19 protein-coding genes are annotated in these 25,569 nt (G+C 70.4%); 15 read left to right on the top strand and 4 right to left on the bottom strand.

Annotated elements, in window-relative coordinates; translation table 11 throughout:
• The first annotated feature begins 41 nt into the window (after positions 1–41).
• The 4 genes from QQM67_RS25670 (at position 42) to QQM67_RS25655 (ending at position 7,236) form a co-directional block, all read left to right on the top strand.
• Positions 42–1,331, top strand: a complete 1,290-nt coding sequence (locus QQM67_RS25670) for an MFS transporter (RefSeq protein WP_314177461.1) — start codon at positions 42–44, stop codon at positions 1,329–1,331.
• A complete protein-coding gene (locus tag QQM67_RS25665) occupies positions 1,328–2,116 on the top strand; it encodes a DeoR/GlpR family DNA-binding transcription regulator (protein ID WP_314176920.1) in 789 nt (262 codons plus the stop codon). Before QQM67_RS25670 ends, QQM67_RS25665 begins: the two co-directional genes overlap by 4 nt.
• Before the next feature lie 201 nt (positions 2,117–2,317).
• A complete protein-coding gene (locus tag QQM67_RS25660; RefSeq protein WP_314176918.1) occupies positions 2,318–6,178 on the top strand; it encodes a trypsin-like peptidase domain-containing protein in 3,861 nt (1,286 codons plus the stop codon).
• Positions 6,179–6,237: 59 nt separating this feature from the next.
• Entirely contained in the window at positions 6,238–7,236 is a 999-nt protein-coding gene (locus tag QQM67_RS25655) for a bifunctional riboflavin kinase/FAD synthetase (protein WP_314176915.1), read from the top strand.
• Between the two features lie 223 nt (positions 7,237–7,459).
• Here QQM67_RS25655 and QQM67_RS25650 read toward each other — a convergent pair whose 3' ends face one another.
• The 3 genes from QQM67_RS25650 to eccE form a co-directional block, all read right to left on the bottom strand.
• A complete protein-coding gene (locus QQM67_RS25650) occupies positions 7,460–10,678 on the bottom strand; it encodes an SCO5717 family growth-regulating ATPase (RefSeq protein WP_314176914.1) in 3,219 nt (1,072 codons plus the stop codon).
• 439 nt (positions 10,679–11,117) lie between these two features.
• Positions 11,118–11,993 carry a hypothetical protein gene (locus tag QQM67_RS25645; protein ID WP_314176913.1) on the bottom strand — a complete coding sequence of 292 codons (876 nt, stop codon included), beginning with the start codon at positions 11,991–11,993 and terminating at the stop codon, positions 11,118–11,120.
• Between the two features lie 14 nt (positions 11,994–12,007).
• Positions 12,008–13,333: a type VII secretion protein EccE gene (gene eccE, locus QQM67_RS25640; protein ID WP_314176912.1), complete on the bottom strand. Its 1,326-nt coding sequence runs from the start codon at positions 13,331–13,333 to the stop codon at positions 12,008–12,010.
• Positions 13,334–13,906: 573 nt separating this feature from the next.
• Between eccE and eccB the strand changes: the two genes are divergently transcribed.
• The 7 genes from eccB to QQM67_RS25605 all read left to right on the top strand — a co-directional run bounded on the left by eccB (position 13,907) and on the right by QQM67_RS25605 (position 21,383).
• On the top strand, positions 13,907–15,439 hold the full coding sequence (gene eccB / locus QQM67_RS25635; RefSeq protein ID WP_314176911.1) for a type VII secretion protein EccB: 1,533 nt from the start codon (positions 13,907–13,909) through the stop codon (positions 15,437–15,439).
• A gap of 386 nt (positions 15,440–15,825) precedes the next feature.
• Positions 15,826–16,137 (top strand): WXG100 family type VII secretion target, encoded by a 312-nt coding sequence (locus QQM67_RS25630; protein ID WP_070018068.1) that lies wholly within the window; start codon positions 15,826–15,828, stop codon positions 16,135–16,137.
• 91 nt (positions 16,138–16,228) lie between these two features.
• Positions 16,229–16,519, top strand: a complete 291-nt coding sequence (locus QQM67_RS25625) for a WXG100 family type VII secretion target (protein WP_169140454.1) — start codon at positions 16,229–16,231, stop codon at positions 16,517–16,519.
• 136 nt (positions 16,520–16,655) lie between these two features.
• Positions 16,656–18,044 carry a type VII secretion-associated serine protease mycosin gene (gene mycP, locus QQM67_RS25620; protein ID WP_314176909.1) on the top strand — a complete coding sequence of 463 codons (1,389 nt, stop codon included), beginning with the start codon at positions 16,656–16,658 and terminating at the stop codon, positions 18,042–18,044.
• Between the two features lie 25 nt (positions 18,045–18,069).
• Complete coding sequence (locus tag QQM67_RS25615; RefSeq protein WP_314176906.1) at positions 18,070–18,399, top strand: hypothetical protein; 330 nt, start codon at positions 18,070–18,072, stop codon at positions 18,397–18,399.
• A gap of 40 nt (positions 18,400–18,439) precedes the next feature.
• Positions 18,440–19,951 (top strand): WXG100 family type VII secretion target, encoded by a 1,512-nt coding sequence (locus QQM67_RS25610; protein WP_314176904.1) that lies wholly within the window; start codon positions 18,440–18,442, stop codon positions 19,949–19,951.
• A gap of 118 nt (positions 19,952–20,069) precedes the next feature.
• Entirely contained in the window at positions 20,070–21,383 is a 1,314-nt protein-coding gene (locus QQM67_RS25605; protein ID WP_314176902.1) for a S8 family serine peptidase, read from the top strand.
• Positions 21,384–21,597: 214 nt separating this feature from the next.
• Here the strand turns inward: QQM67_RS25605 and QQM67_RS25600 are convergent, their stop codons facing one another.
• Positions 21,598–21,993 (bottom strand): hypothetical protein, encoded by a 396-nt coding sequence (locus QQM67_RS25600; RefSeq protein ID WP_314176900.1) that lies wholly within the window; start codon positions 21,991–21,993, stop codon positions 21,598–21,600.
• A gap of 391 nt (positions 21,994–22,384) precedes the next feature.
• Here QQM67_RS25600 and QQM67_RS25595 point away from each other — a divergent pair, with 391 nt between their 5' ends.
• The 4 genes from QQM67_RS25595 to QQM67_RS25580 are packed head-to-tail and all read left to right on the top strand — an operon-like array spanning position 22,385 to position 25,528.
• Entirely contained in the window at positions 22,385–22,708 is a 324-nt protein-coding gene (locus tag QQM67_RS25595; protein WP_314176898.1) for a hypothetical protein, read from the top strand.
• The gene (locus QQM67_RS25590) at positions 22,708–23,994 is read left to right on the top strand and encodes a putative T7SS-secreted protein (RefSeq protein WP_314176896.1); all 1,287 of its coding nucleotides are present in this window, start codon (positions 22,708–22,710) and stop codon (positions 23,992–23,994) included. Before QQM67_RS25595 ends, QQM67_RS25590 begins: the two co-directional genes overlap by 1 nt.
• Positions 23,991–24,695 carry a hypothetical protein gene (locus QQM67_RS25585; RefSeq protein ID WP_314176894.1) on the top strand — a complete coding sequence of 235 codons (705 nt, stop codon included), beginning with the start codon at positions 23,991–23,993 and terminating at the stop codon, positions 24,693–24,695. The genes QQM67_RS25590 and QQM67_RS25585 overlap by 4 nt, the downstream gene beginning before the upstream one ends.
• Positions 24,692–25,528 (top strand): hypothetical protein, encoded by an 837-nt coding sequence (locus QQM67_RS25580; protein ID WP_314176892.1) that lies wholly within the window; start codon positions 24,692–24,694, stop codon positions 25,526–25,528. The genes QQM67_RS25585 and QQM67_RS25580 overlap by 4 nt, the downstream gene beginning before the upstream one ends.
• Positions 25,529–25,569 lie beyond the last annotated feature (41 nt).

The raw sequence follows: 25,569 nt of genomic DNA, 5'->3' as shown, positions 1-25,569 counted from the left end.
CCGCGAAGCGCTGGACGTACGTCATCCCCGTCGCCGTGGTGATGTACATGCTGGCGTTCCTGGACCGGAGCAACGTCTCCGTGATCCTGCCCTACATGCACGGCGATCTGAGCCTGTCCGCCGCCGACGAGGGCATGGTCACCGGGATCTTCTTCCTGGGATACGTCTTCCTCCAGATCCCCGGCGCGATCCTCGCGCAGCGCTGGAGCGCCCGTAAGACCGTGATGATCCTCATGGTCGCGTGGGGCGTCGCCGCCATGGCCTGCGGAATCGTGCAGACCAAGGAGCAGTTCTACGTCGCGCGGTTCGTCCTCGGCCTCTTCGAGGGCGGTGTGTGGCCGGCCGTGCTGATCCTGCTGGCCTCCTGGTTCCCGCTGCGCGAGCGTGCGCGGGCCAACGCGCTGTGGATGGCCTGCCTGCCGATCTCGTCCATCATCATGGCGCCGCTCTCCGGGCTGATGCTGGACCACACCGACTGGCGCTGGGTGCTGGTGATGCAGGGCTTCCCGCCGCTGATCTGGGCCGTGGTGTGGTGGTTCGCCGTGGCCGACCACCCTTCGCAGGCGCGCTGGATCTCGCGTGGCGAAGCCGAGTACGTCGAGGGCGCGCTCGCGGCCGACGAGGCCGCCAAGCCCACCACGGGCTCGGGTTCCTACCTCGACGCCATCAGGCAGCGGTCGGTGCTCGTACTGATCGCCGTCTACTTCTTCTGGATCACGGGCTTCTACGGCTTCACGCTGTGGCTGCCGTCCGTCGTCAAGACCCTTACGCACGACGGCTCTTCGACGCAGGTGGGGCTGCTCAGCGCGATCCCGTTCACGGTGGCGCTGATCGCGATGGTCGCCAACGCCGCCTGGTCGGACCGGACCGGCAAGCGGCGGCTGGCCGTCGCCGCACCCCTCGTCGTCGCGATGGCGGCGCTGCTGCTCGGGCAGATCGTGCAGGGAGGCGTCCCCGGGATGCTGCTGCTGTGCGTGACGGCGGGCGCGCTGTACGCACCGTACGGACCGTTCTGGGCGATCCCCGGCGGGGTGCTGCGGATGGAGGTCGTGGCCGTCGCCATGGGGCTCATCAACGCCCTCGGCAACCTCGGCGGCTATGTCGGCCCGTATCTGGTGGGCTGGCTGACGGACAGCACCGGAACGAGCGTCACCGGCTTCGGAGTCCTCGCGGGATTCCTCGCCGTGGCCGTGGTGCTGGTGCTCACGGGGCTGCGTCCCTCCGCGGAGGCGACGAGGGAGGCGGCGGCAGCGGCGTCGGTGCCCGCGCCGACGGGGGCGCCGGATGCGCTGAGCGGCAGGGCCAAGGTCCGTGCGGAGGAGGGGCGTTGACGACCGCCCGCGTCCGCGCGCCGCGCCGTGGCACGGCGCGGCGCCGCGACGGCATCCTCCGGGAGGTGCTCGCGGGCAACGGCGACATAGCCGAACTCGCGGCCCGCTTCGGGATCTCCGTCTCCACCGTCCGCCGGGACCTGCAACAGCTCGCCGGGGACGGGCATATCCACCGCACCTACGGAGGCGCCGTCGCGGGCGGCCACTCAGCCGAACGCACCCTGGACGAGAAGGAGTCCGGGAACAGCGCCCAGAAGGAGGCCATCGCGCGGGCGGCGGCCGAGCGGGTCGGCGACGGCGACGTGATCCTCATCGACGCGGGCACCACGACCGGGAGACTGGCCAGGGCGCTGCGCTCGCGCAGCGGGCTCACGGTCGTCACCAACTCCACCATCGCTCTGCGCCATCTCGCCCAGGCGCAGGGAGTCGAACTGGTCGTCCTCGGCGGCCGGGTGCGCCGTCCGAACGGTGCGATCCTCGGCCCGGAGGGGGAGGAGACGCTGCGGCGGCTCACGCCTGACGTGGCCTTCCTCGGGGCGGACGGGCTGCACGCGCGCGACGGCCTCTGCTGCCCCAGCCTCGAACAGGCGCACTCGAAGGAGCTGATGGCCGAGCGGAGCCGTGAGGTCTTCGTGCTGGCGGACGCCTCCAAGCTGGGCGACAGCCCCTTCCCGTACCACGCTCGCCACATCGGTCCGTGGACGCTCGTCACGGATGCGGGGGCGGAGCCCGAGCGGGTGGCCGAGTTCGCGGCGGACGGCCGGTGCGAGGTGGTCACCGCGTAGCGGCGGGGCCGGGATGGGGGTGGTGCCGTGCCGCCACAGGGCCATCGCATTCCTGCTCGCCGCGGCATTCACTCCAACGGCCGGGCGCTCGGGGCGAGTCGAGGGCGCGACCGGGGGCGCTTTCGCGGCAGGCCCTGTCGCCGCTGATCAACGTCCGCCTACGGTCGGGGAGTTCGATCGGCCGAGGTGGACGGGTGCGTCATGGGAGCGATGCTCGCGGAGCAGACGCTGGTGCGGATCTGCGATCTGGCGGGACGGCCGCGCGGCACCGGCTTCGTCGCGGACGGCACGGGCACCGTGATCACCAGTCATGAGGCGGTGGACGGGCTCGCCCGCGTCGTCGTGCACGCACCCGGCGGGCGCAGCCACCTCGCCGAGTCCGACGCGGTCACGTCCCTGCCCGAGTGGGATCTCGCCCTGGTCCGTACGGAAGGGCTCGGCGTCGCGCCGCTCCTCATCGGGACGGAGCGGGCAGCCGAAGGGGCCACCCCCGTGCGGCTCTTCATGGGCGCGGGAGAGGGGGACAGCCGCGGTGACGGTGCCGAAGCGGGCTGGGCGGAGGGCGAGTTGGCAGGGACCGCCGCCGATGTCACGTACACCTCGACGGACCGCTTCCACGCCGTCGAGGGCGCGCTCCGGCTGACGCTTCCCGAGGCCTCCCCGTGGCTTCTCCCCCTCGCGTCGCGGGGAGGGACCCCCAGGGAGGCCCCCAGGGAGGTACCCCCGGCGGACCGGCTCCGGCTGGACAGGCAGGCGTCGGGCTCGCCCGTCCTCGACGGGGAGAGCGGCGCGGTGCTGGCGGTGCTGGGCACGGCGCTGCACGCGCCGGGCGCCGGGCGCGGCACCGGGTTCGCCGTTCCGCTCCGTACGGCCGGACTGTGGGACGCGGAGGGCCCGTTGGGGGCGGTGCTCGCGCGCAACAACGCGACCGTTCCCGGATTCGGCCCCGACCTCAATCTGGCGGGCGCGCTGCGGCTGACGGCGGCGACGGTGCATCCCGCCGTGCAGCGGGCCGCCTCCCTGTCCGCTTGCCTCCCTGCCGCGGGCTCCGGCGGCCGCTGTGTGGACCGTCCCGAAGTCGCCGGTGCCCTGGACGAGTTCTGCGTGAGCGGTGCGTCCGTCGCGGCCCTGGTGGGGCGACCGGGCACGGGCCGTACGACGCAACTGGCCGCACTCGCGTCCCGGCGCGCGGCGGGCGCCGAACCCGCGCCGACCGTGTGGCTACGGGGCGCGCAGCTGCGGGAGGGCGACAGCGGCGTACGGGAGGCGCTGGGGCGGGCGTTGGACTCCGGTCCGCTGGGGGTACCTCCCCGGGGGTCCCTCCCCGCGAAGCGAGGGGGAGAAGCCAGGGGGAGACACCGGACCGCCCGGGCCGCGGACGGCGCCGCCGCGTCCCGCGCCGATGTCGTCGCCCGCCTGGCGCGGGAAGCGCGTCGCCCGCTTCTGGTGGTGCTGGACGCGCCTGAGGAGATGCCCGTACCACTGTCGCGTGACCTGCGGCGGTGGACGGCCTGCACGGCGAGCTGGCTGCGTGCCTCCGGCGCCCGGATGGTGCTGGCGTGCGGGCCCGAACAGTGGGAGGAACTGGGGGAGTTGTTCCCCTCCGAGCTGCTGTACGGGGAGCGCGTACGGGCCGGTTCGAGCGAACTCGGTTCATGCGGCCTGCCCCCGTGCGTACCGCTCGGAGATCTGCCCGCCGAGCAGGCCGCCGACGCCCGGGAGTCGTACGGGCTCGGCGCGGGCGATCTCGCTGAGGCCGACGCCGGGCATCCGCTGGCGATGCGCATGCTGGCGGAGATCCGTACGGCGCAGGGCGGCTCCGCGGAGTACGCGGGCCGGGGCGCCGGTTCGCGTCCCGCGCCCCTGACCCGGGACGAGATCTTCTCCGCGTACCTCGACCTCGTCGCTCTGCGGATCGCGCGCATGCTGGGCGGACCCATGGCACGCGCCGGTGACGTGCGGCGGCTGGCGGCCCATGCGGCCGGAGCACTGCACGAGGCGGCCAGGCGCTGTCTGGGACCGGGCCGGGGCGCCCTGAGCCGGGCCGGTTTCGAGGAGGTGTTCCCGCGCGCGGGCGGCTGGGCGGACGCGGTGCTGCGGGACGGCGTCCTGGAGGCGGCGGACCGGCACCGGGGGGATCCGTTTTCAGAGGGCCGTGACCCGGTGGATCACGATTCGGGAGAGCACGATCCGGGAGAGCAATACCGGTTCGCCGACGAGGAGTTCGGCGACTGGTTGCAGGGCCGGCATCTGGACGTCGACGCGGCCCTGGCGGCGCTCGTACACGGCGGGCATCCGGGCGGCCCGGCCGCGTCCGCCGCCCGGATGCCGCGGCACCGGATCGGCCCCGTCGTGCACGCGCTGGTGACGTGCGCACGGCTCGCGGGCGCGGAGGCGCTGGAGAGGCGGCTGCGTCCGCTGGCCGACGCCGTCGTAGCGGGCGGGAAGGACGAGCGCGTGTGGTGGGCCCGCCGTCTGCTGCGGGAGACGCTGCTGCGCGTCGACGACGCCCGCCCCTACTACGGGCTGCTGCGAGGGCTGGCGGAGCACTTCGCGGCCCAACGACCCGGCTGCGCGGGCGAGTTCGGGCCGCCGTTCTGGCGGCGGCTCGCCCTCCCCACCGCACAGCGGACGGGGCTGCTGCGCCTGCTGCTTCCGGCCGACGCGCCGCACGGTGCCGCCGGGAACCGCGGCGAGGAGCGGTACCTCGACGTAGTGGGCGAGCTGCTGACCGCGGAGCCGGAGACCGTACAGCCGCTGCTGTGCGGGTGGTTCACCGACCGGCGGCCGCTGTCAGGACCGGAAAAGGACCCCGCGAGCGAGCTCTTCGCGGGCACCGGCCCCGGCGGCTCCGGCGACGTGCCGAGGCCCACGGTCGCCTCCGTCGCGCAGGCCCTGCTGTACGCGCACCGACGGCGCATCCCCGACATGACGCTGGACCTGCTGACCGACGCCTGCCACCCGCGAGCCGACGAACTCCTCGGCGAACTCGCCCTGGAGGAGCCGTCCGTGATGTGCCGCGCCGTCGAGCGCTGGGCGCACGACGAGCGGACGCTGCGGCGGATCGCCGCCGCGGAGTACGGGCCGCGGATGGTGCGGTACGCGGCTCGGGACGCCGGCCGCCGGGATCGCGGCAGTCCGGCCGCGGACCGGCGGGCTTCGGACCGGCGAGTTTCGGACCGGCGGGCTTCGGACGTGCGGCACTTGGAGAGTGCCGCGCATGCCCTGCTGGCCGGTTCGGGCGGCTCGTCCGTGTACGGTCCCGCGGCGCTGGCGATGCTGCTGCGGCTCCACCGGCAGCCGCCGGCTGCCGCTGCGTGGGGCGCTGGAGCGGAGTCGTCCCCCGAGCGTGACCGGCATCTCGCCGACGCGCTCCGGCTCCTCGGCGCCACGGGATCGGCGCAGCTGGCCGCCGTTCTCGTCGAGGAGCTCGGCGGCCGTCCGGCACCCGCGCTCGCCGCTTTCCGCGCGGCGCTGTGCGAGCAGTCCGGCGACGGTGCGCGGCGTCTCGCCGAGACGCTCGCGGACGTGCGCGATGACAGCCTGGCCGTGCCGACGGCGGAGGTCGTGCGCGACTACGCCGCGACGTATCCGGAGACCGCCGGTGACGCGCTGGCCGCGTTCGTACGCCGGCGGCTCGCGCACCGTCCCGAGGGGTGCCCGGGGCTCCAGCTGCTCACGGACGCGGTGCTGAGCACGCCGCACACGCCCTTGAGGGCGAGCCTCGCGCGCGCACTCCGCGAGGCCGGGGAGCCCATGTCCCCGGCGCACCCCCGGCGCGGGCAGGGCGAGGAGCTGCTGGACGTACTGCTCCTCGGGGAGCGCGATCCGGCGGTGCTGGAGGCGGCACTGGCGACGGTGGCGCGAAGCAGGCCGGACGGAGCGGGCGAAGCACGCGAAAAGCACGAAACAGGCCGTCTGGTGGAGGCAGGTGCGGCGGTCCCTGAGCCTTCGGAGCCGCGGGCCGCCCGGCCCGCCGGGCCCGATCCCGCCCGCGGGCGCGGCGAGCGCGTCCGTCCCGCTGGCCCGGCCCGGACGCGGGTCCCCTGCGGCGGCCACTGAGCCGCATGGCACCCTTGGACCGGCGGAACCAACCATCGGCATCGGCGAGGAGCAGGGACGTGCAGCGCTGGCGTGGCTTGGAGGACATCCCGGAGGGCTGGGGGCGCAGCGTCGTCACCATCGGCTCGTACGACGGGGTGCACCGCGGGCACCAGCTGATCATCAACAGGACGGTGGCACGCGCCCGTGAGCTGGGAGTGCCCGCCGTCGTCGTCACCTTCGATCCCCATCCGAGCGAGGTCGTACGCCCCGGAAGCCACCCCCCGCTGCTCGCGCCGCACCCCCGCCGCGCCGAGATCATGGCGGAGTTCGGCGTGGACGCGGTGCTGGTGCTGCCCTTCACCGCCGAGTTCTCCAAGCTGACGCCGGCGGACTTCGTGGCGAAGGTGCTGGTCGACAAGTTGCACGCGTGCGCCGTGGTGGAGGGGCCGAACTTCCGCTTCGGGCACAGGGCCGCGGGCGACGTCGCCTTCCTCGCGGAGCTGGGCGCGACGTACGACTACGAAGTCGTCGTCGTGGACCTCTACGAGCGCGGCGCGGCAGGCGGCGGAGAGCCCTTCTCCTCGACGCTGGTGCGGCGTCTGGTCTCCGAGGGCGACGTCGACGGGGCCGCGGAGGTGCTGGGACGGCCGCACCGGGTCGAGGGAGTGGTCGTACGAGGCGCGCAGCGCGGCCGGCAACTCGGCTATCCCACGGCCAACGTCGAGACGGTTCCGCACACGGCGGTGCCTGCCGACGGGGTCTACGCGGGATGGCTCAACGCCGACGGCGAGCGGATGCCCGCGGCGATCTCCGTGGGCACGAACCCGCAGTTCGACGGGACGGAGCGGACCGTCGAGGCGTATGCGATCGACCGCGTGGACCTCGATCTGTACGGCAAGCACGTCTCGGTCGACTTCTTGCAGTACATCCGCGGACAGGAGAAGTTCGACACGCTCGACGCCCTGATGGAGCGTATGGCCGACGACGTGGAACGGAGCCGTGCGCTGGTGGCAGGGGCCGAGGTGGAGGCGGAGGCCGAGGCTGAGGCTGAGGCCGAATCGACGGGGACCGGCTGACAGTTGGTGTCAGCTGTCAGCTGTCAGCTGTCGGCCGTCAGCTGTTAGGCGTCAGGTGCCAGGTGTTGGACGTCAGGCGCCCGGTGTCAGACGTCGGGCGTCGCGCCTACCGGGCTCCGACTGCCAGCTGAAGGAGCGCGGAGTCATACGACGAGGGCCGGTACGGGTGACCCGTACCAGCCCTTCGATCGTCTTGCGTTGATCGTTCCGCCGTGCCTCCCAGCTACCGCTGGGGCGGTACCTGCCCCGGAGGCTGCTGCGGCCAGCCGCCTCCCTGCTGCGGATAGGGCTGCTGCCCCGCTTGCGGCGGCTGCTGATGCGGGAAGGGCTGCTGTCCGTACGCCTGCTGCGGCGGCTGGCCCTGCTGCCCGGGCAGCGGCGGAGCCATCTGCTGGGGCGGGTTGTTGCCGTTCCCCGACCACAGACCCTGCTCCTGCTGCTGACGCGCGAAGTCCTCGGCGATGAGCGCCGAGAGGTTGAAGTACGCCTCACGCGTCTTCGGGCGCATCATGTCCAGCTCCAACTCGGCGCCCGCGGAGAGGTGTTCGTCGAACGGGATGGTCACCACGCCGCGGCAGCGCGTCTGGAAGTGCGCCACGATGTCCTCGACCTTGATCATCTTGCCGGTCTCGCGGACACCCGAGATCACGGTGATGCTCCGCTGCACCAGATCCCCGTAGCCGTGTGCGGAGAGCCAGTCGAGCGTCGTGCTCGCGCTGCTGGCACCGTCCACGGACGGCGTGGAGATGATGACCAACTGGTCGGCGAGGTCGAGCACTCCGCGCATGGCCGAGTAGAGCAGCCCCGTACCCGAGTCGGTGAGGATGATCGGGTACTGCTTGCCGAGGATGTCGATGACGCGGCGGTAGTCGTCGTCGTTGAAGGTGGTCGAGACGGCCGGGTCCACGTCGTTCGCGAGGATCTCGAGGCCGGACGCGGTCTGCGACGTGAAGCGCCGGATGTCCATGTAGCTGTTGAGATACGGGATCGCCGTCACCAGGTCGCGGATGGTCGCGCCCGTCTCGCGCCGCACGCGGCGGCCGAGCGTGCCCGCGTCGGGGTTCGCGTCGATCGCGATGACCTTGTCCTGCCGCTCCGTCGCCAGAGTCGAGCCGAGCGCGGTCGTGGTCGTGGTCTTGCCCACGCCGCCCTTGAGGCTGATGACGGCGATGCGGTAGCAGGAGAGCACCGGAGTACGGATCAGGTTCAGCTTGCGCTCCCGCTCCGCCTCCTCCTTCTTGCCACCGAAGCGGAACTTGCCGCCGAGAGCAGGGTTCTGGGAGCGCGGCTTCTTCCGGTTGTTGACCAGCCGGTCCGACGAGAGCTCGACGGCGGCCGTGTAGCCGAGCGGATTGCCTGCCTGGCCCTGGCGGCGCGGGTCCTCCGCGGGCGGTGCCTGCCCGGCGGCCATCGCACCGGGGTCTCCGGCGGGGGGCTGCGGGCCGTGCGTGGCAGGACCTGCGGGGCCGGGCTGCTGCTGGCCGGGCTGCGGATATCCGTAACCCTGCTGGGGCGGTTGACCGGGCTGGCCGGGCTGACCTTGCTGGTTGGGCTGCTGTGCCTGCTGTGGGTAGCCGTATGCCTGCTGCTGTTGCGGCGGTTGTCCTTGCGGTGGTTGTGCTTGCGGCGGCTGTGGCTGCGGGGGTTGTGGCTGTCCTTGTTGGGGGTAGCCGTAACCGGGCTGTGGTGCTTGGGCGTTGGGTGCGGGCTGTGCCTGCTGGGGCGGCTGGGCCTGCGCCGGTTGTCCCTGCTGCGGGTATCCGTACCCCTGCGGGGGCTGGCCAGGCTGCGGATATCCGTAACCCTGCTGGGGCGGTTGACCGGGCTGGCCGGGCTGACCTTGCTGGGCGGGCTGCTGTGCCTGCTGTGGGTAGCCGTATGCCTGCTGCTGCTGCTGTTGCGGTGGCTGTGCTTGCGGGGGTTGTGGCTGTCCTTGTTGGGGGTAGCCGTAACCGGGCTGTGGTGGTTGGGCGTTGGGTGCGGGCTGTGCCTGTTGCGGTGGCTGGGCCTGCGCCGGCTGTCCCTGCTGCGGGTATCCGTACCCCTGCGGGGGCTGTTGCTGCTGGCCGGGCTGCGGCTGGGCCTGCTGAGGCTGCTGCTGTCCCTGCTGCGGGTAGCCGTAGCCCCCTTGCTGCGGGAACTGCCCCGGCGTACCGGCCGCGGGTGTACCCGAGTCGGCGGTGCTCGGCGCCGCGGGGGACGCGGAGACGGGCGGGTTGCCCGCGACGGGAGACGCGCCGGCCTCCGATGAGGCGGGCTGGAAGTCCGGTGGGAGAGGCGGGAGTTCGCCGGACTGGGACTGTGCGCCGCCGCCCCCCGACGGTGCCCAGGGCGAGCCCTGCTGAGGGAACTGGGCCGTTTGTGCACTCGGCGCGGGGCTCTCCTCGGCCTGCGGCATGGGGCCGCTGCTGCCGGTGCCACCGTCGTCGGCCGTGGACGCGGGCTCCTCGGCCGAGGGCGTACCGGCCCCGGAATCCTCCTCCGCTGCGGAGGCATCAGCCGTGGAGGCGTCGGCAGCGGCCTCGCGGTCGTCCGCCGTGCTGTCGGCGGAGGGACGGGGCTCCTGCGCGGCTTCGCCGTCGCCGCCGTCCGCCTCCGGTCCGTCCGGCGCATCGGACTCCGGCCGAACTGCCCCGTCCGTAGCAGCGGCGGCGTCGTCCGTCGAAGTCGCCTCGTCCGTCGAAGAGGTCTCCTCGCCGTGCGAGCCGGCGCCCGCGCCGGAGGTGTCGTCCGGGCCCGGACGCGGCGTCTCCGCGTCCCCGCTGTCCGACGCACTGCCCGGCTCCTCCGCCGCGGGCTGCGGAACGGAAGGGAAGGAGGGGAACGACGGAGGAGAGGCGGCGGGCGTCTCGGAAGCCGCCGGCCCGGTGTCGTCCGCTGCGTCGTCGCGGCCGGAAGGCCCCCCGAAGTCGCTGCGGCGCTCCCCGAATTCACCGAGGTCGCCGAATTCACCGGTACGCGGTTGCGGGTCCGGCTGATCCGGCTGCTGGTCCCGCGGATCCGGCCGGGCCGGTGGCGCGATCACATGGGTGGCGTCCGCCGAGGCGGGCGGCACGAAGGCGTTGTCCTGCGAGCCCGACCCGGGGAACGACGGGTTCGGCGGGCCGGGCGGCGGGGTGGTCTGCTGCGGCTCCGGAGCCGCGGGACCGTAACCGGCGGGCTCTCCCTGCTGCGCACCCGGGAGCGGCTGAGGCGGGCTCGTACCGGGGAAGGGGGCCGGGGCAGGGGGCGGCGTCGTCGGACCGCTCGGATTGTCCCCCACACCGGGGGTGTTGGGCGCGGCGGCGCTGTCCGCGTCCTGCGTGTACCAGGCAGGGGGCGTGTAGTCGATGGTGAACTGCCCCGTCGACTCCGTGTCGTTCTCGGGCGATGAGTCCGCATCGAATCGATCGGTATCGGGCCCCGTCCTGCCCCAGCGGATCTCGTCCCGATCGCTGCTCACAATGCCTCCTGCTGTGTGGTCGCACACCCCGTTTGTTGCGCAGTGGCCCAGCCTAGTCACGACCGCTCCGGGCACGGCACTGTGGCCCCGTCGGTGCTCGGTGCCCGGGGGCCACTCTGTTCGACTACGACCCGACCCAATCAGTCGAAGGTCTCGGTCCAGTCTCGGAGCGCTCCGTCCGGCGGTCAACTTTCCGCCGATTCACGGCTGCTGTCCGTCCCGTACCGGGGCCTGTTTCCCCGGCTGGTCTGCCGAGGCCGGGACGGACGCATGACGCGTGACCGTGACCATTGTCAGGGGGTGCGTTAGCAGGAGTGCGCTCGGCGTCCGGCACGTGTGCGGCGCCTTCGGCCGCCCGGCGTCCGACGGGTCACGGGAGCGGACCCGTCGGACGGACCGCCCCCAGCACCCCGCCGGACACGGCCGGAACGCCGCGCTGTCAGTCGAGGCGCCGCGGATTGCCGAGCAACCCCGTCTCCGCGTCGGTCGGTTGAGTGAGCGAGTAGTACCTGTCCTTGCGCGTGCACCACAGGGTCACGCCGTCGCCCAGCGTCGAGAGGGCCTCGGTCTCCTCGCGGGGCAGCCGCATCGTCCGCGACAGATGCGCGGCCTCGTCCGGCGACACACGCTGGATGCCCACCAGCGACGACGTCTGAAGCAGACGCGGCGCCGCGGGGCTGAGGTAGGGAAGCAGCGTCACCACGGACTGCCACGGCGCCGACGTCACCCGCCCGCGGGGCGGCTTCATGCCGCAGTCGCGGATGATGACGACGGGGCTGCCGACGGACGGGCCGAGCGAGGGCACATGGCCGACGTCGTGCAGCGTCATGCACTGCTGCTCCGCGCCGGCCGCCCGCACCAGCGGCGTCCACACATGGGTACGGCCCGTCTCGACGGCGACGCGCGCGCCCGTGCCCGCCGCCCGCAGGGCCAGCACCTGTGCCGTCCACAGGCCGCCGATCAGCAGTACGTCGTACGCCGTACGGCGTACGAGCCCGAGGACGGCGGGCTGCCGCTGCGAGTCCGTACCGATGACGACGCCGTCGTCGCCCAACGGGACGCCTATCGCGGAGAGTTGCTCGACGGCGACCTTGTGCCGCAGATGGCGCGGGCCGCGCAGACCGAATCCGGGACGGCGCGGACGGGGCGTCTCCTGCCCCGCCTCGTCGGTGTGGCCGAAGACGGGGATGACCCCCGTGTCGGTCGCCGTCGCCACGTGGCGCGGCTGCGGCGGTTCGCCGTCCTGGCCCAGGCCGCCCTGCGGCTGCTGCTGACGGCCGAGGCCCGCACCGGGCATGCCGGTCTGTCTGGGCATCATCGGAGTGGACATCAGCTGGTGCCTCCGAGGGGCAGAGTGGCGAGCACACCGGGCACTTGCTCCCGGTCCAGCGGGATGAGCCCCGTCTTCGCCCGGCTCGCCGTGCGCTGCAATTCACGCCGCGCGGTGGACAGGTCGTTCTCGCTGCGGGTGACGATGCGCACGTGGCCCGAGATGGACGCCGAGCGCCCGTCGCCCCGGCCGAGCGTCAGGCTGAAGACCGAGGTGAACACCCGCAGCGAGGTGAGGATCGACGCCAGATGCGCCGAGCTCACGGCGCTCGGGCCGACCTGCGGCCAGCGGCTCATCCAGTACGTCGCGTGCCAGCGGTCGTCGCAGCGCCAGCCGCGCACCGACTCCTCGGTGCGCCGCTGGGCCGGGCGGCCGTCCTGCGAAGCGGCGTTGCTGGCCCGGGGGTTGAGACACGTGGAGGTGGCGAGAGCCTGGACGACCTCGGTCTCGTTGAGCACCGTCGCGCTGAATCCCGCGCCCTCCAGCCGGCTCGCGAGCTGGTCCGCGGCGCGCACCAGCGAACGCTGTGCGCCTCCGAGCCCGCCTCCGCGCGCCTCGATCGCCTCGGGCGTCAGCTCGGGCGTGAGCTTCAGCGCGACCCACGTCATACGGAGCGAGGGAATCCCCGAGGCCTCCTGGAGCATCCCGTACGACCGTGCCACCACGGCCTGTTCGGGCAGATGCGGCGCCGGCGCGGGCTGCGTGTGCTGCACGATCTGGATCGACTCCAGCCGGATGTCGTCCGTCGTGAGCGCGTCGTAGAGCACGTCGAGCGGTACGGGACGCTCGACGCGGCCCGTGCGCCCCGGGCGGAGCGGAGCGTCCTTGCCCTCGACGGCGATCAGCGCCGTGAGGAACGTGCCGTCGCCGACCATGCCGACCGCGCGGTCCTCACGCGTCACATAGGTGGACGTCTGCACGGCCGCGTCGCACTCGACGACCGGCATGAGGCTGGGATCCGTGCCCGCCGGAACCGGGTACTTGGCCGCGCGCCTGCGGCGCCTCAGCGAGCGCCTCAGTTCGTACCACTCCGAGAGCGGGTGCTTGCGGCGGCGGAAGAGGGCGAACAGCGTCAGCACCCCGGCCACCACGGCCGCGGGCAGCAGCAGCCACTTCTGGGTGATCCAGGCGATCAGCAGAAGCCCCGCGGCGATCTCGATCAGCACCAGTTGCTGAAGCCGCACCGGGCCGAAGCTGCCGGGCTTGCTGCTCAGCCGGAGCGTCGCGTTGGTGGGTGCCTGCGAGGCGGGCGGTGCCTGTCGCTCGTCGTTCCGCTGAGGCGGGACGCGCCGGTCGCGTGACCGGCTGCGGGTGGCGCTCGTCATCCCCCGTGTTTCCCCTTCGAGATGTCATCTGCACGGCTGCCGGCCTGTGACCTCGGCCGCCGCTTCCTTCATGCGGTGCGGTTCGCCGGAACCTGGTTCCGGTTGTGCGGGCGCATTTCCGCGTAATGCCTTATGCCATCGGTGGATTCAGTGGTTTCGATGGTTTCGCATACGGTGAATTCGCCGCCTCGGCGATTCGCCGCTGCCGTGTCTGCGGTCGCCCCCTGCCGTGCTCTCGGATCGCGGGCCCCGGTGCCGCACCGGAGCCGGACCGGCCCGCACGTCGACGCGCGCCGGCCGGACGTCAGGATACTCATCACGGACGCGGCCCCGCAGGCGGCTGACAGCAGGGCGAGTGAGGGCATTGTGCGGATACCGCGACGTCCGCCACCACCCGGGCGTTTGCGTACGCACCGTGGGGCGGCATAGTAGTGCAGCCGGGGGAGGCGGACTTGGGCCCGGCGCGGAGCCCGAACGGCGGCGCGGGGGCACACGACCCGGACACCGCGCACCTCCAAGACACCACCAGCACCGGGTAATTCACCAGCACGGGAACGGGAGAGACGGGGACCGATGGCGACGCGGCGGGACGAGCTCAGCGCCCACACCTTCGCGCGGAAGCGCACGCTTGCTGCCTTTCTGCAGCCGGAATCGAGAGTGTCCGACGAGGAGGCTCCGCGTCCCGTACGGGCGATAATGCCGAGTGCCGTTATGGGACTGGTACTTGTCGCCGGCTTCGTGGCGTGGGGCGCCATCGCCCCCAGTGCGCCGCCCGGTTGGGACAAGCCCGGCGAGCACATCATCGTCGACTCGGATTCCACGACGCGGTACGTCGTCCTCAGCGACAAGACGAAGAGCGGCAAGAAGATCCGCCAGCTCCACCCGGTGCTCAACTTCGCGTCGGCCAAGCTCGTCCTCGACAAGGGCAAGGGCGAGGTCATAGAGGTCTCGGGCAAGGACATCGACGAGAGCCCGCTCGCCCGTGGCGCCACCATCGGCATCCCGTACGCCCCCGACCGGCTGCCCACCACGGCCGACGCTGAGTCGCCCAAGGAGTGGGCGGTGTGCGAGAAGCCGCCGGGCGACGGCCGGGGAGAGCCGCAGCAGGGCGTGTTCGTGCTCGGCGGGCGCGACAAGGACACTTTGAAGAACAAGTACCGGCTGGGCGACGGCCAGGGGCTCTACGTCGAGGACAGCGAGAGCGGCGACCGGTACGTGGTCGACGGGACCGGGACGAAGCTTCTGCTGGACGGGCCCGACGGCAAGAGCGACGCCAAGCTCGCCGAGCGCGACGTGCTGACCAAGCAGGTCCTCCGCGACCCGGGGGAGCCCCAGAAGGTCTCCAGCCAGTGGCTGAAGACCCTCAACTCCGGGACCGACATCGTCTTCCCGAAGCTGGACGCCCCGCAGGGCACCGACCCGCAGTTCTCCGGCGTCGACTCGCTTCCCGCGGAGGCCCGTTCCGTCGGGAAGGTGCTCAAGTCCAGCTCCGGCGGCGCGACTTACTTCTACGTCGTGCTGAAGAACGGCGTGCAGCGGGTCACTCCCCTCGTCGCACGGCTCTACATGGTCGAGCAGAACGAGAAGCTCGTGTCTGTCAGCAACGTCGAGGTGGCGGGCGCGGGCGCGTCGGACGAGATGAACCCCGGCGGCCGCGGCTGGCCCGAGAACGTGCTGACGCACGTCAACCGCCCCGCCGAGGGCATCGATTCCACCTCCCGCACCGTCTCGTGCAGCGTGTACACGGGGAAGTCGCAGAACGGAAAGCCCCGCCTGGCCGCCTGGGCCGGCCCCGACTATCCGGCCAACATCGTCGACGGCTCGGCGAACGCGTACGTCAGCTCCGGGTCCGGGCTGCTCTACCAGGAGGTCAGCGGCAGGGGCGGCGGTGGCGCGCGCTTCCTGCTGACCGACTCGGGCCTGCGCTACGCCCTTCAGAACGGCGGTGGCGGGCAGCAGACGGGCGGCGAGAACGAGAAGGGCGCGCAGGCGCGGCTCGGCTACGAGAAGTCCAAGATCGCGCATGTGCCGCAGACTTGGTCGTCGCTGCTGCCGAAGGGCCCGACGCTCGACTCCAAGAGCGCCTCGCAGGAACAGGGTCTGTGACCTCGCGGGCGCAGGTTCCGTGACGGCTCACGGCGTCGCGCGCATCGTCGCGTGCATCCCCGCGTGGATTTCCGGGTAGAACGTAACTCCCGCCTTCTGGGCGGGAGTTACGGCTTTCCACGGGGGCCGGGGGGTTTCGCAGGGGGTGCAGCGGGGGCAGAGTGAGTCCGGTGTGTGAAGCACCGGCCGCGGCGCGATCACGGAATGGTCGCGGCGGTGTGTTGACCACGTGACGGTAATGGCATGCGAACGGCTGTGTCGGTGGGGCAAGGTAGTGTTCTCACGGTGTCAGCTGACGGCCCGTTCTGTACGTGGCATAGGGTGACCCACCAGCCCGACTCGGGCTGCTGAGACGTTCACAGAATAAGCATGGGGGAAGGTGCGCCATGGCAGGACAGTTTCGGGTAACAGAGGACGAGCTCCGGGCTCTGTCGTCGAAGATCAGCGAGGTCAACAGCTCCGTCCAGGGTGAGGTCAAGCGCCTCGACGGTGTGATCAGCCAGATCGCCGGCGGCTGGCAGGGCCAGGCGGCCAGCGCTTACCACCGGCTTCAGCAGCAGTGGAACGAGGATGCCCGCAAGATGAACAACATCCTCAACGACATCAAGGAAGCGGTCGACTCCACCCGCCAGAACTACTCGGCGACGGAAGAGCAGCAGAACTCCGAGGTCAGCAAGATCATGTCGGACTTCGGCTGATTCAGAGCCACTTGGCCGATCAGACGACGTTCGTCGTCCTACGAGTTCACAGCTCTCTACTACCGAAGAATCGCTGAAGGAGGAGTCGTAAGTGTCCGGAATTCTCGTTAACTTCCAGACGGTGTCGCAGGCGTCGCAGGACGTCAGGTCCACGGCCGGCCGCATCAAGAGCCAGCTCGACGACCTTGAGGCCATGGTCAAGCGCGTGGCCAACACGTGGGAAGGCTCGGCCCAGGAGGGCTACCAGGCGAAGCAGCGCCAGTGGGACCAGACCGCGGACCACCTGCACCAGGTCCTGCTCAAGATCTCGACGGCGCTTCAGAACTCGGCGGACAACTACCAGTCCACCGAGAAGAGCAACGCGAACGTCTGGGGCAACTGAGCAACCGGCAGCGCCCGTACGAGGAGTGGGCCCGGCCTCTCAATTGGCCGGCCCGCTCCTGCCGTTGCGTCAGGGCGCTCGACCGGGCCGGGGTGAGCACGTCGGCGCGGACCGGCGTCCCCGGGGGAGAATCACGATGTCCAAGGCACTCACTGGATCCAATGGCGAAGCCCTGAACACGGGGGCCGTATATCGACGGTCCCGCAAGACCCGCTGTGCCCAGCGGGCGTTCGTCGTGCTCGCGGCGCTGAGTCTCGGCGCCGTCGGTTCGGCGACGTCGGCCGCCGCGGCCCCGGCCGCTCCCTCGCGGACAGACGGACCGTCCGCGGCGGGGACGCAGGATGGGGCAGGCGGAGATCCGGGCCTGGACAGCAGCACCGAATGCAAGTTCGGCGGCGAGAACATCAAGAGCACGCCGTGGTCCCTCCAGCGCGTCCTGCTGGACGAGCTGTGGAGCGAAGCCACGGGCAAGGGCGTCGAGGTCGCCGTCATCGACACGGGCGTCGACAAGGGCAACCCCCAGATCCGCCCGGCCCTCGCCGACGGCGGCAAGGACTTCGTCGGCAAGTCAGACGGCACGAAGGACACCAACGGCCACGGCACACGGGTCGCCGGCATCATCGCCGCGCAGAGGGCGTCGGATGTCCCCGGCTGGTCGGCGTCCGACACCGGCTTCTCCGGCATCGCGCCGAACGCGAAGATACTGCCGCTTCGGTACACGGGCAGCGAGGACCCGGAGAAGCAGGGCAACTCCGAGACCATGTCCAAGGCCATCCGCTACGCGGTCGCCCAGGACGTCGACGTGATCAACATCTCCTCCGACACAGTCGCCAAAAAGCCCAACGCCGGGCTCGAGGCGGCCATCGGCACCGCGGTCTCCAAGGGCATCCTGGTCGTTGCGGCCGCCGGCAACGACGGTGCGAACGGCAAGCTGGAGAACACCTATCCGGCCGCCTACGACGGGGTGCTGGCCGTCGGGGCGTCCGACCGCAACAACGAGCGGGCGTACTTCTCCCAGTCCGGCCGCTTCGTCGACGTCGCGGCACCGGGCGTCGGCATGGTCTCCACCGTCCCCAAGGGCGGTCAGTGCAGCGCCGACGGCACGTCGTTCTCGGCTCCGTACGTCGCCGGTGTGGCGGCGCTGATGCGCGAGAAGTACCCGGACTGGAAAGCCCAGCAGATCGCCGCCCGCCTCAAGCAGACGGCCAACAGGCCCGGCTCCGGCCCCGATACGCAACTCGGCTGGGGCGTGGTCGACCCGGTCGCAGCCCTGTCGGGCGACGACGAGCCGCAGGACGCACCGGTCCCCGACAAGCCGAAGCAGAGCGGGCACGTCACGCCGATGTCCCTCACCGTCGGCGAGAGCAAGACGGAACGCACGCAGCGCATCTCGGTCTACGTCATGACCACCGGCACAGTACTGACACTTCTCATCGGCGGCACGGCGATCGCAGCCCGCGACCACCGCCGCAAGCGCGCAGCCGCGAACGGCACGGCGGACACCACAACTTCAACGAGGCACTAGGCAGCAGGGGGAGAGGAGACGGGGCATGAGCAACGGATACAAGGTCGATCTGAGCGCCCTGGACGAGGTCATCAAGAAGCTGAACCGCGTCGTCGACGACATGGGCGGCCCGCACACCTGCGCCAAGTACGAGACGTACCTTCCTCCCGGGTGGCTGGGGAAGGGCTTCAGCGAGGAAGAGGGCTTCCGCGGAGCCCACTCGGGGATGAAGGAAGCCATCGAGGGCTACATCAAGCAATTGCAGGGCCTGATCAATCAGTTCAGCTCCAACGCGTCACAGGTCCGCCGGAACTACGACGACCAGGAGCAGAAGACGAAGCACGGGGTCTCGTCCGACCCGTCGGGTCTCAAGTGACGCAGGCGGACCAGAATTCAACGGTGGGGAGTGACTGCTAGTGGGATATCCAGCTTACGAAGCGCCGTCACAGGAGCAGATCGAGGCTCAGCGCCAAGCGATAGAGCAGGCGAAGAAGGAGTCGCACGACGAGGGTCTGGAAGGTCACGAGAAGGAGATCTCGGACTACCAGAAGCACAACGAGCAGTTCCCGCTCCAGACGAACTTCACGGCCCACGACATCGACCAGTTGAAGGGCATGATCGAGCATGCCAACCCCGATGGCGTGGACGGGATCGGCAAGAACTGGAAGCGAGTTCACGACAAGCTCGTGGGCGAAGGGGGCGGGAGCTCTCCCTCTGGCGACAGCGCCTATGGCCAGCTGAAGAAGGCCGTCGACGATGTTCTTGAGCACTGGGAGGGCGAGAGCGCCACCCAGTTCAAGACCAAGGCGGAGAAGATCCTTCAGCAGATCGCCAACAGCGCCTCTCATGCCTCGAACGTGTCCCAGGTCATGACTCAGGCCGCGGACGACCTCCGTACGCAGCGGGACGCCATCAGCAAGATCGAGAAGCCCAGCTGGTTCGGCAAGGCATGGGACTGCATCACCGACTCCGGGCGGGATGACAAGTACACGGAGCAGGACGTAAAGAGCGGCAACATCCCGAAGGACCTGATCGCCGAGGCCAACGAGGGCTACATCGGGGCGGAGAAGGAAGAGCAGCTCAAAGCCGTCGCCATCATGGAGAACCTGGGGCGGAGCTACGTCGGGTATTCGCAGCGGATCAAGGCTCCTCATCGTGAAAACGATGATGGGGTGCCGCCGTCCAACCCTGAGACACCGATGCCGACCCCGATTCCGGCGTCCTCTGGTGCCTCTTCGGCGCCCTCAGCCGGGGGCACGGCGAAGACTGCGACGAGTCAGGCCTCTACAGCCAAGGTGGCGGACGCGACTGGCCCTCGCGACCCGGGTATCTCCGGTGGTCAGCAAGTACCGGCCAGCCAGACCAAGGTCGACAGCCTGCCTTCCGGGATCTCGGGTGGTGGAACTGCGGGCGCAGCCGGCGGCGGCGCCGTGTCGGGAGCCGGCGCAGGCGGCGGCGTTGGTGCTGCCGGCGGCGGAGGCGCCACGGCCGGTGTCCCCGGTGGGGGGATGATCGGCGGCGCGGCGGCTGCCGGTGCTGCTCGTGGTGCCGCCGGGCGTGCCGGTATCGGCGGTGCCGGGGCCATGGGCGGCCGAGGCGGTGGCGCAGCAGCCGGCGGCAGGGGAGCCGCAGGTGCTGCTGGGCGCGGTGCCTTGGCCAGGGCCAAGGGCGGTGTCGCCGGGGCCCCCAAGGGCATCAGCGGCGGCAAGCCCGCGACCCCTGGTGGAACGGGACTTGGCAAGGGCCGCGCCGGAGCGTCGGGTGCCGCCGGCCGTGGTGGGGCTGGAATGCTTGGCGGCGCCAGGGGCACGAGCCAGCGACCTGACGAGGAAGAGCGGGACCAGGGAAGTCGTCCCGACTACTTGGTCGAAGACGAAGAGACCTGGACGCCCGAGGACGGCCGCAGCGTCCCCAAGACAATCGAGTAAGAACGGTGGCAGGTAGCCACTGAGGAAGACAGATGGCCCTCGCGAAATCGACTTCGCGGGGGCCGTCGTCGAGTACGAAGAGGAGCAGGAGTTGGGACTCCGACGAGCGCTGCACCTTGTGGGCACCGGAGCGTTGACGGGAGCCCTGCTCCTCGGCTCCGCTCCGGCAGCTTCCGCTGATGACATCCGCAACAGGCAGTGGGCACTGGATGCCTTTGCGGCCGAGGACATTTGGCAGCACGCCACCGGCAAGGGTGTGACCGTCGCGGTGGTCGACACAGGTCTGGATGCGTCGCACCCAGACCTCAAGGGCACAGAGGTTCCGGGGAAGGACTACACGAACGGGAAAGGCAACGCTGACAAGGGTCGTCACGGTACGGCGATGTCGAGCTTGATCGCTGCCCATGGGCACGGGCCCGGAAACAACTCGGGAATGAAAGGGCTGGCTCCTCGAGCCAAGATCATGCCCATCACTGTGCCGACCGCCTCTACCTATGGAAAGGGCATTCGCTACGCGGTAGATCACGGTGCCAAGGTGATCAACCTTTCCTACGGAGGACCTCGGGATGAAGGTGACCGGAAAGCGGTCGAGTACGCAATCTCGAAGAACGTGGTCGTCGTAGCAGCCAGTGGAAACACCCCGGGCAAGCACAAAGAATACCCGGCCGCCTACCCAGGAGTGGTCTCCGTTGGGGGACTGGGGCGGGATGGCACCTTGTGGGAGGGGTCCTCATGGGGCTCGAATGTCTCTCTTGTAGCCCCTGCCGAGAACAATATTTCAGCAAATTCAAAGTACGAGTCTGGGTATGCGATCGGTGACGGAACGTCCGACGCGGCTGCTTACGTCTCCGCTTCTGCTGCTCTGGTTCGGGAGAAGCATCCCGACCTAACAGCCGGCCAGGTGATCAACCGACTGATCAAGTCGGCCAAACCGTTGGCTGATGCTAAAGGGAACTCGCCCAAGTTGCCGGATGAAAAGTTCGGCTACGGTGCCATCCGTCCGTTCCGAGCAGTGACGGCGAACTACCCCGCAGGCCCCAAGGCCGGTCCGTTGGCGCAGCCGGGGAAGTCGTCGGACTCGGCGGCGGGCGAGGCGAGTTCGGATTCAGGGGCGTCGTCTTCTGATGACTCCTCGGGGTGGATGTTCGCGCTCGGTCCGCCGATCGTTCTCTTCGGCCTCATCTTCGTGGTGCTCGTGGGCGTTGCGGTTCTGGTGGTCGTCCTCGTCAAGCGGAGGGATCGCCGGGACCTGGTGAGTGACCCGTGGGCGTCCGGTGGCCCCGGCGGCACCGTGCCGCCGCAGCAGTACCCGGGGCAGCAGTACCCGGGGCAGCAGTACCCGGGGCAGCAGCAAACAAGCGCGCCGTCGGGCCAGTTCGGCGGGCCTCCGAACTCGCCGCCCCCGCCGCCGAATCAGCCTCCGCCGCGATGATGTGAGGCGCACGCGCAGCGAATTCGTGCCCCGTCGGTCCTTCGAGTTTCCAGGGCCGACGGGGCACGACTCTGTAAGCAGGCGCATACCGCCCCCGGTGCCAGCCGTCAGACCGGCACGCGTCCCGGCACCGTCCCCCGTCACCGGGACCTGTTCCTCTCTCAGATCCCTCGGAGACCCCTGACAGGTCCCTCGGAGACCCCTGACAGATCCCTCAGAGGCCCCTGACCAGCTGAGTCGCGTCCGCGAGCGACAGCCCCGGCACCTGGCGGCGCGCTTCCTTCACGGCACGTACCTCGCCCTTCTGTTCCTTCATCACGCGCAGGGCGACGGTGTCGATTCGGCGGCGAGCGTCGTCCAGGGAGGCGGGCTGCGCATTTCGTCGTCGCCTGCTCCGGGTCCACAAGTCGACCGCGATGGCTACTGGAACCAGCACCCAGGCCACGATCGTTATCGCCGTCTTGCCGTCGGTCACACCCGTGGCGGTGAGCAGGAGCCATGCGACCGCTGCCACGGCCAGAACGGCCGCGGTCCCGAGCAGAGCCTTCGAGACGCTGGAACGTGGGGCGGCGGGCTTGCCGGGCGCACCCTCACTGGGCTTGTTGTTCACGCGGGGGTCCTTCTGCTTCAAGTGGTGTGTACGGATCAGGGCCAGTACGGATCAGGGGCCAGCACTGCCTCTGTCAAACACTGCTTCTGCCAAACGGTACGGGGGCGAGTGCACCAAGCCGACGGCTGGTGTGGAGCAGTGGTGAAGTTTGTCGAACGGTTTCGCCCAGAAGCAATGCCGCGCGTCAACTCCTCGTGCGCCTACGGCGTTAGACGGGCGACGATATCCGTCGAGAGGGCATGGATCCGTGGCTGGTCTCGTCCCGAGCGCTCGCTCCGGCTCGTATAATCGGGCCCCGCTGCGAGACTCGCCGTGGCTGGCCACGGGCTTCCGTCTGGTTCAGCGTCTCTCGTCCGCTCTTCGCTGCGGTCATCTTCGAGGAAGGTACTTCATGGGGGATCACTTCAAGACCGATACGGACCAACTGGGCCAGTTCGCCCAGTCGTTGCAGAGAAGCGTCACCGACCTCAACGAGGCCCGTACGGCGCTGTCTCACGTTCGTGGCGACCAGATCGGGACGCCGCGGCTCGACGAGGCCTGCGACGGCTTCCAGGAACGCTGGAAGTACGGCTCGGAGCAGCTGACCGAGATGATCAGCGGCATCAAAGACGGCGTGGACAAGAACGCGAAGAGCTACAAGGAGATGGAAGACAACCTGGAGAAGGCGCTCAAGCAGATGGAGCAGCAGGGCACTTCGGCCGGCGGGGGTAAGTGATGGCGCAGAATCCGTACCCGCACCTCGGCTGGAATCCCGTTCCGGGCATACCTTCCGAAGTCCAGTCGCTCAAGACCAAGGTCGACAGCGCGGCGAAGGCGCTGCGCAGCTCGCACCAGCAGATCGAGCGGCTCCTGGGTGAGAGCAGCCACTGGGAGGGCGACGCGGCGGACGCGTTCCGGGGCGAACTCGACGGCGATCTCCCGAAGTACATGAAGGACGCGGCTGCTTCGATGGAGAAGGCCGCAGCCCAGCTCGCGAAGTGGGACAGCGATCTGACGTCCAATCGTGAGCTGGCGAAGAAGTACGACGAAGAGGCGAAAGAGAAGAAGCAAGCCGCGGGCACGGCCAAGGACCGCGTGGACACGGCGAGCAAGGACCCGGATCTCAAGCTCGGCGGCAAGGAGTACCCCAGCCAGGCCGAAGCGGACGCCGCGACGGAGCGCCTCCGGGCGGCCGAGCGCAGGCTGAACGAGGCCAACGACAGCCTGGAGAAGGCCAACGAGGCCTACAACAGCGTCATCAGCAAGGCCAAGACGCTGGAGGAAGAGCACAAGCAGGAGGCCAACAAGGTCGCGGACGAGCTCGACAAGGCCGACGACGACCTCGCTCCCAAGGAGCCGGGGTGGCTGAGCAAGACGCTCAGCGCGATCGGCGACGGACTGGCCGCCGCGGGCAAGTTCCTCCTGGACCACGCGGGCACCATCGGCGCGATCGCCGGACTGCTGGCTCTCTTCCCCACGCCGCTCGCCCCGGTGTTCGCGGGCATCGCGGTCGTCGCCAGCGCCGCGTCGCTGGGCAAGAACCTGGCGAGCGAGGACTTCCGCGATTCGCTGACAGGCAAGTACGGCACCATGGAGGCCATCACCGCGTGGGGCTCGGTCGCCGGCGACACCCTGGGGATGCTCCCGGGCGTCGGTGCGCTCGGCAAGGCCAGCGGTGAGGTCAGCGTGCTGTCGGGCGCCGCCCGCGAGGGCGGGGAGGCCATGTCCGCAGGGTCGAAGATCTCCAGCTTCGGCAAGGAGACCGTCGAGGCGTTCAGCACCAAGGCGCTCGACACCGCCACCGACCCGAACACCGGGATGCTGCAATACGGCGTCAACGGCGCCAACGTGCTGGCCAACACCGCTTCTTCACTGGAGACGGAGGGGGTTCTGCCGCAGGACGGCGGCGGGCACTACGCCGCGGAGGGGACCAAGGCCGCCGCTTCGGGCTTCGGTGCAGGCGGAAACCTCTCGGACGCCGCTCGCGGCGTCAGTGATCTGGTGACAGGGCTCCGTCTGTGAACAGCACTCAGGAAGACACCGCCGTCACAGAGCGGCCCGCGTTCTGGTACGACATCCCGCACGGCTATCTGCGGCTGGATATCTATCCCTCCGCGGAGTACATGGAGGAGTTGGCTCGTCAGATCCTCGCCCTGCCGGACGACGTCCGCGACCGCGCGGACCAGGTCTTCCGGTTGTACGCCCTCGTGATGTGGGAGATGCAGAAGCACCGCGTGCAGGGTTGTGCGCTCGGCCTGCACCCGGACGATCAGGGCGGCGCCGCCATGTCCGTACTGACGGTGTCCAGCGTGGAGATGCAGGGCGTCAATCCGAAGGCCGTGCTGGCCACGCTGATGGCGTCCGGCGCGGGGGAGTCGCTCGACGGCGGCATCGTTCCCGTGGAACTGCCCTGCGGGCCGGGCTTCCTGACCGGCTCCGTGCAACGCGCCACCGTGCCCGGTGCACGGTCGGACGGGGAAGACGGCGACTCCGAGGCTCCCGTCTGGCGAGGCATGGTGGCCATCCCGGACACCCGCTCGTCCACCGTCATCGCCGTCCAGCTCGTCACGCCAGCGGTGTATCTCGCCGACGACTACCGCAACGTGCTGCTCGGCATCGCCCGCACCGTGAGCTTCACCGACCCCGCGCTCGCCGCCCGTACGGGGGACGAGGCGCCGGAGCCCGGCTCCGCGGCCGAGGCAGTGAGGAGCGACTTCGGGTGAGCACCGAGAAGTCCGTAGGCAGCGGGGGGTCCGGGTCCGGGTCCGTGGCAACGCCGGGTACGGCGAGGCCGCCCGCCGCCCGGGCGTGGACGCTGGCCAAGTGGCTCCTGGCCTTCGCCGCCGCCTACGGGCTCTCACTCCTGGTGCTGACCGACTCCCTCGTCTTCCTCGCGATCCCCGGGCTGATAGCTCTCGTGACGCTGACCGCCACCGCGGTCCTCCTGCTGCTCTACGAACCCGCCCGCGGCAACGTCCCGTACGCCACGGACGGATCGGACCGCCGGGGGGTCGTGCTTCACCACCGCAGGGTCCTGCTGCGGCGCTACGCGGTGATCCTCGGTGTCGTCGCCGCGCTGGTGGCCGCCGTGTTCGTGACCCAGTCCGACTACGCCGTCATGGCCGCTCCCATGGCAGCGATCGCCTTCTTCGCGGGGACGGCCTTCTGCGGCGAGCAGATGCGGTCGGTGCGGTTCGCGGCTCGCGTGCTCGCGGAGTACGAGTTCACCTTCCGAGCCCCGGTGGAGAAGCTCAACCTGCGTGGTTCCGGCAAGCGTTCGCTGCGCCTCGGCGGCGGGGAAATCGGCGCTGAGCAGCCGTCCCCGAAACTGGCGGCCCACCAGCCCCTGGGCAAGCTGTGGCCCAAGAACATCGAGGACGGCGTGTGGTTCGCCGGAGACGAGATCTTCGGAGGGGTCGTGATGGTCCCCGGCTCCGGCGAGTTGATGCGTGTGCAGCCCCTGGCCTGGGACGAACTCGCCGCGGAGCGCAGCCGCGCCGGCGCCGAGCGCGTCGAGAAGGCCACGCGAGCGGGAATGGCCCGGCGCACGCTCTAGCACGGTTCCGGACCGAGGCCACAAGGCGATGAGAGGACCTT

It is taken from the genome of Streptomyces winkii, from assembly GCF_032248595.1.
GTDB lineage: Bacteria > Actinomycetota > Actinomycetes > Streptomycetales > Streptomycetaceae > Streptomyces > Streptomyces winkii.
Note: the sequence above shows the minus strand (reverse complement) of the source record. Positions and strands in the feature narration are given on the sequence as shown.

Coding starts and splice junctions, on each gene's coding strand:
- eccB (WP_314176911.1), top strand. CDS start 13,907: ATGGCGACGCGGCGGGACGAGCTCAGCGCCCACACCTTCGCGCGGAAG.
- QQM67_RS25645 (WP_314176913.1), bottom strand. CDS start 11,993: ATGCCCAGACAGACCGGCATGCCCGGTGCGGGCCTCGGCCGTCAGCAG.
- QQM67_RS25670 (WP_314177461.1), top strand. CDS start 42: ATGTACATGCTGGCGTTCCTGGACCGGAGCAACGTCTCCGTGATCCTG.
- QQM67_RS25630 (WP_070018068.1), top strand. CDS start 15,826: ATGGCAGGACAGTTTCGGGTAACAGAGGACGAGCTCCGGGCTCTGTCG.
- QQM67_RS25595 (WP_314176898.1), top strand. CDS start 22,385: ATGGGGGATCACTTCAAGACCGATACGGACCAACTGGGCCAGTTCGCC.
- mycP (WP_314176909.1), top strand. CDS start 16,656: ATGTCCAAGGCACTCACTGGATCCAATGGCGAAGCCCTGAACACGGGG.
- QQM67_RS25615 (WP_314176906.1), top strand. CDS start 18,070: ATGAGCAACGGATACAAGGTCGATCTGAGCGCCCTGGACGAGGTCATC.
- eccE (WP_314176912.1), bottom strand. CDS start 13,333: ATGACGAGCGCCACCCGCAGCCGGTCACGCGACCGGCGCGTCCCGCCT.
- QQM67_RS25590 (WP_314176896.1), top strand. CDS start 22,708: ATGGCGCAGAATCCGTACCCGCACCTCGGCTGGAATCCCGTTCCGGGC.
- QQM67_RS25660 (WP_314176918.1), top strand. CDS start 2,318: ATGGGAGCGATGCTCGCGGAGCAGACGCTGGTGCGGATCTGCGATCTG.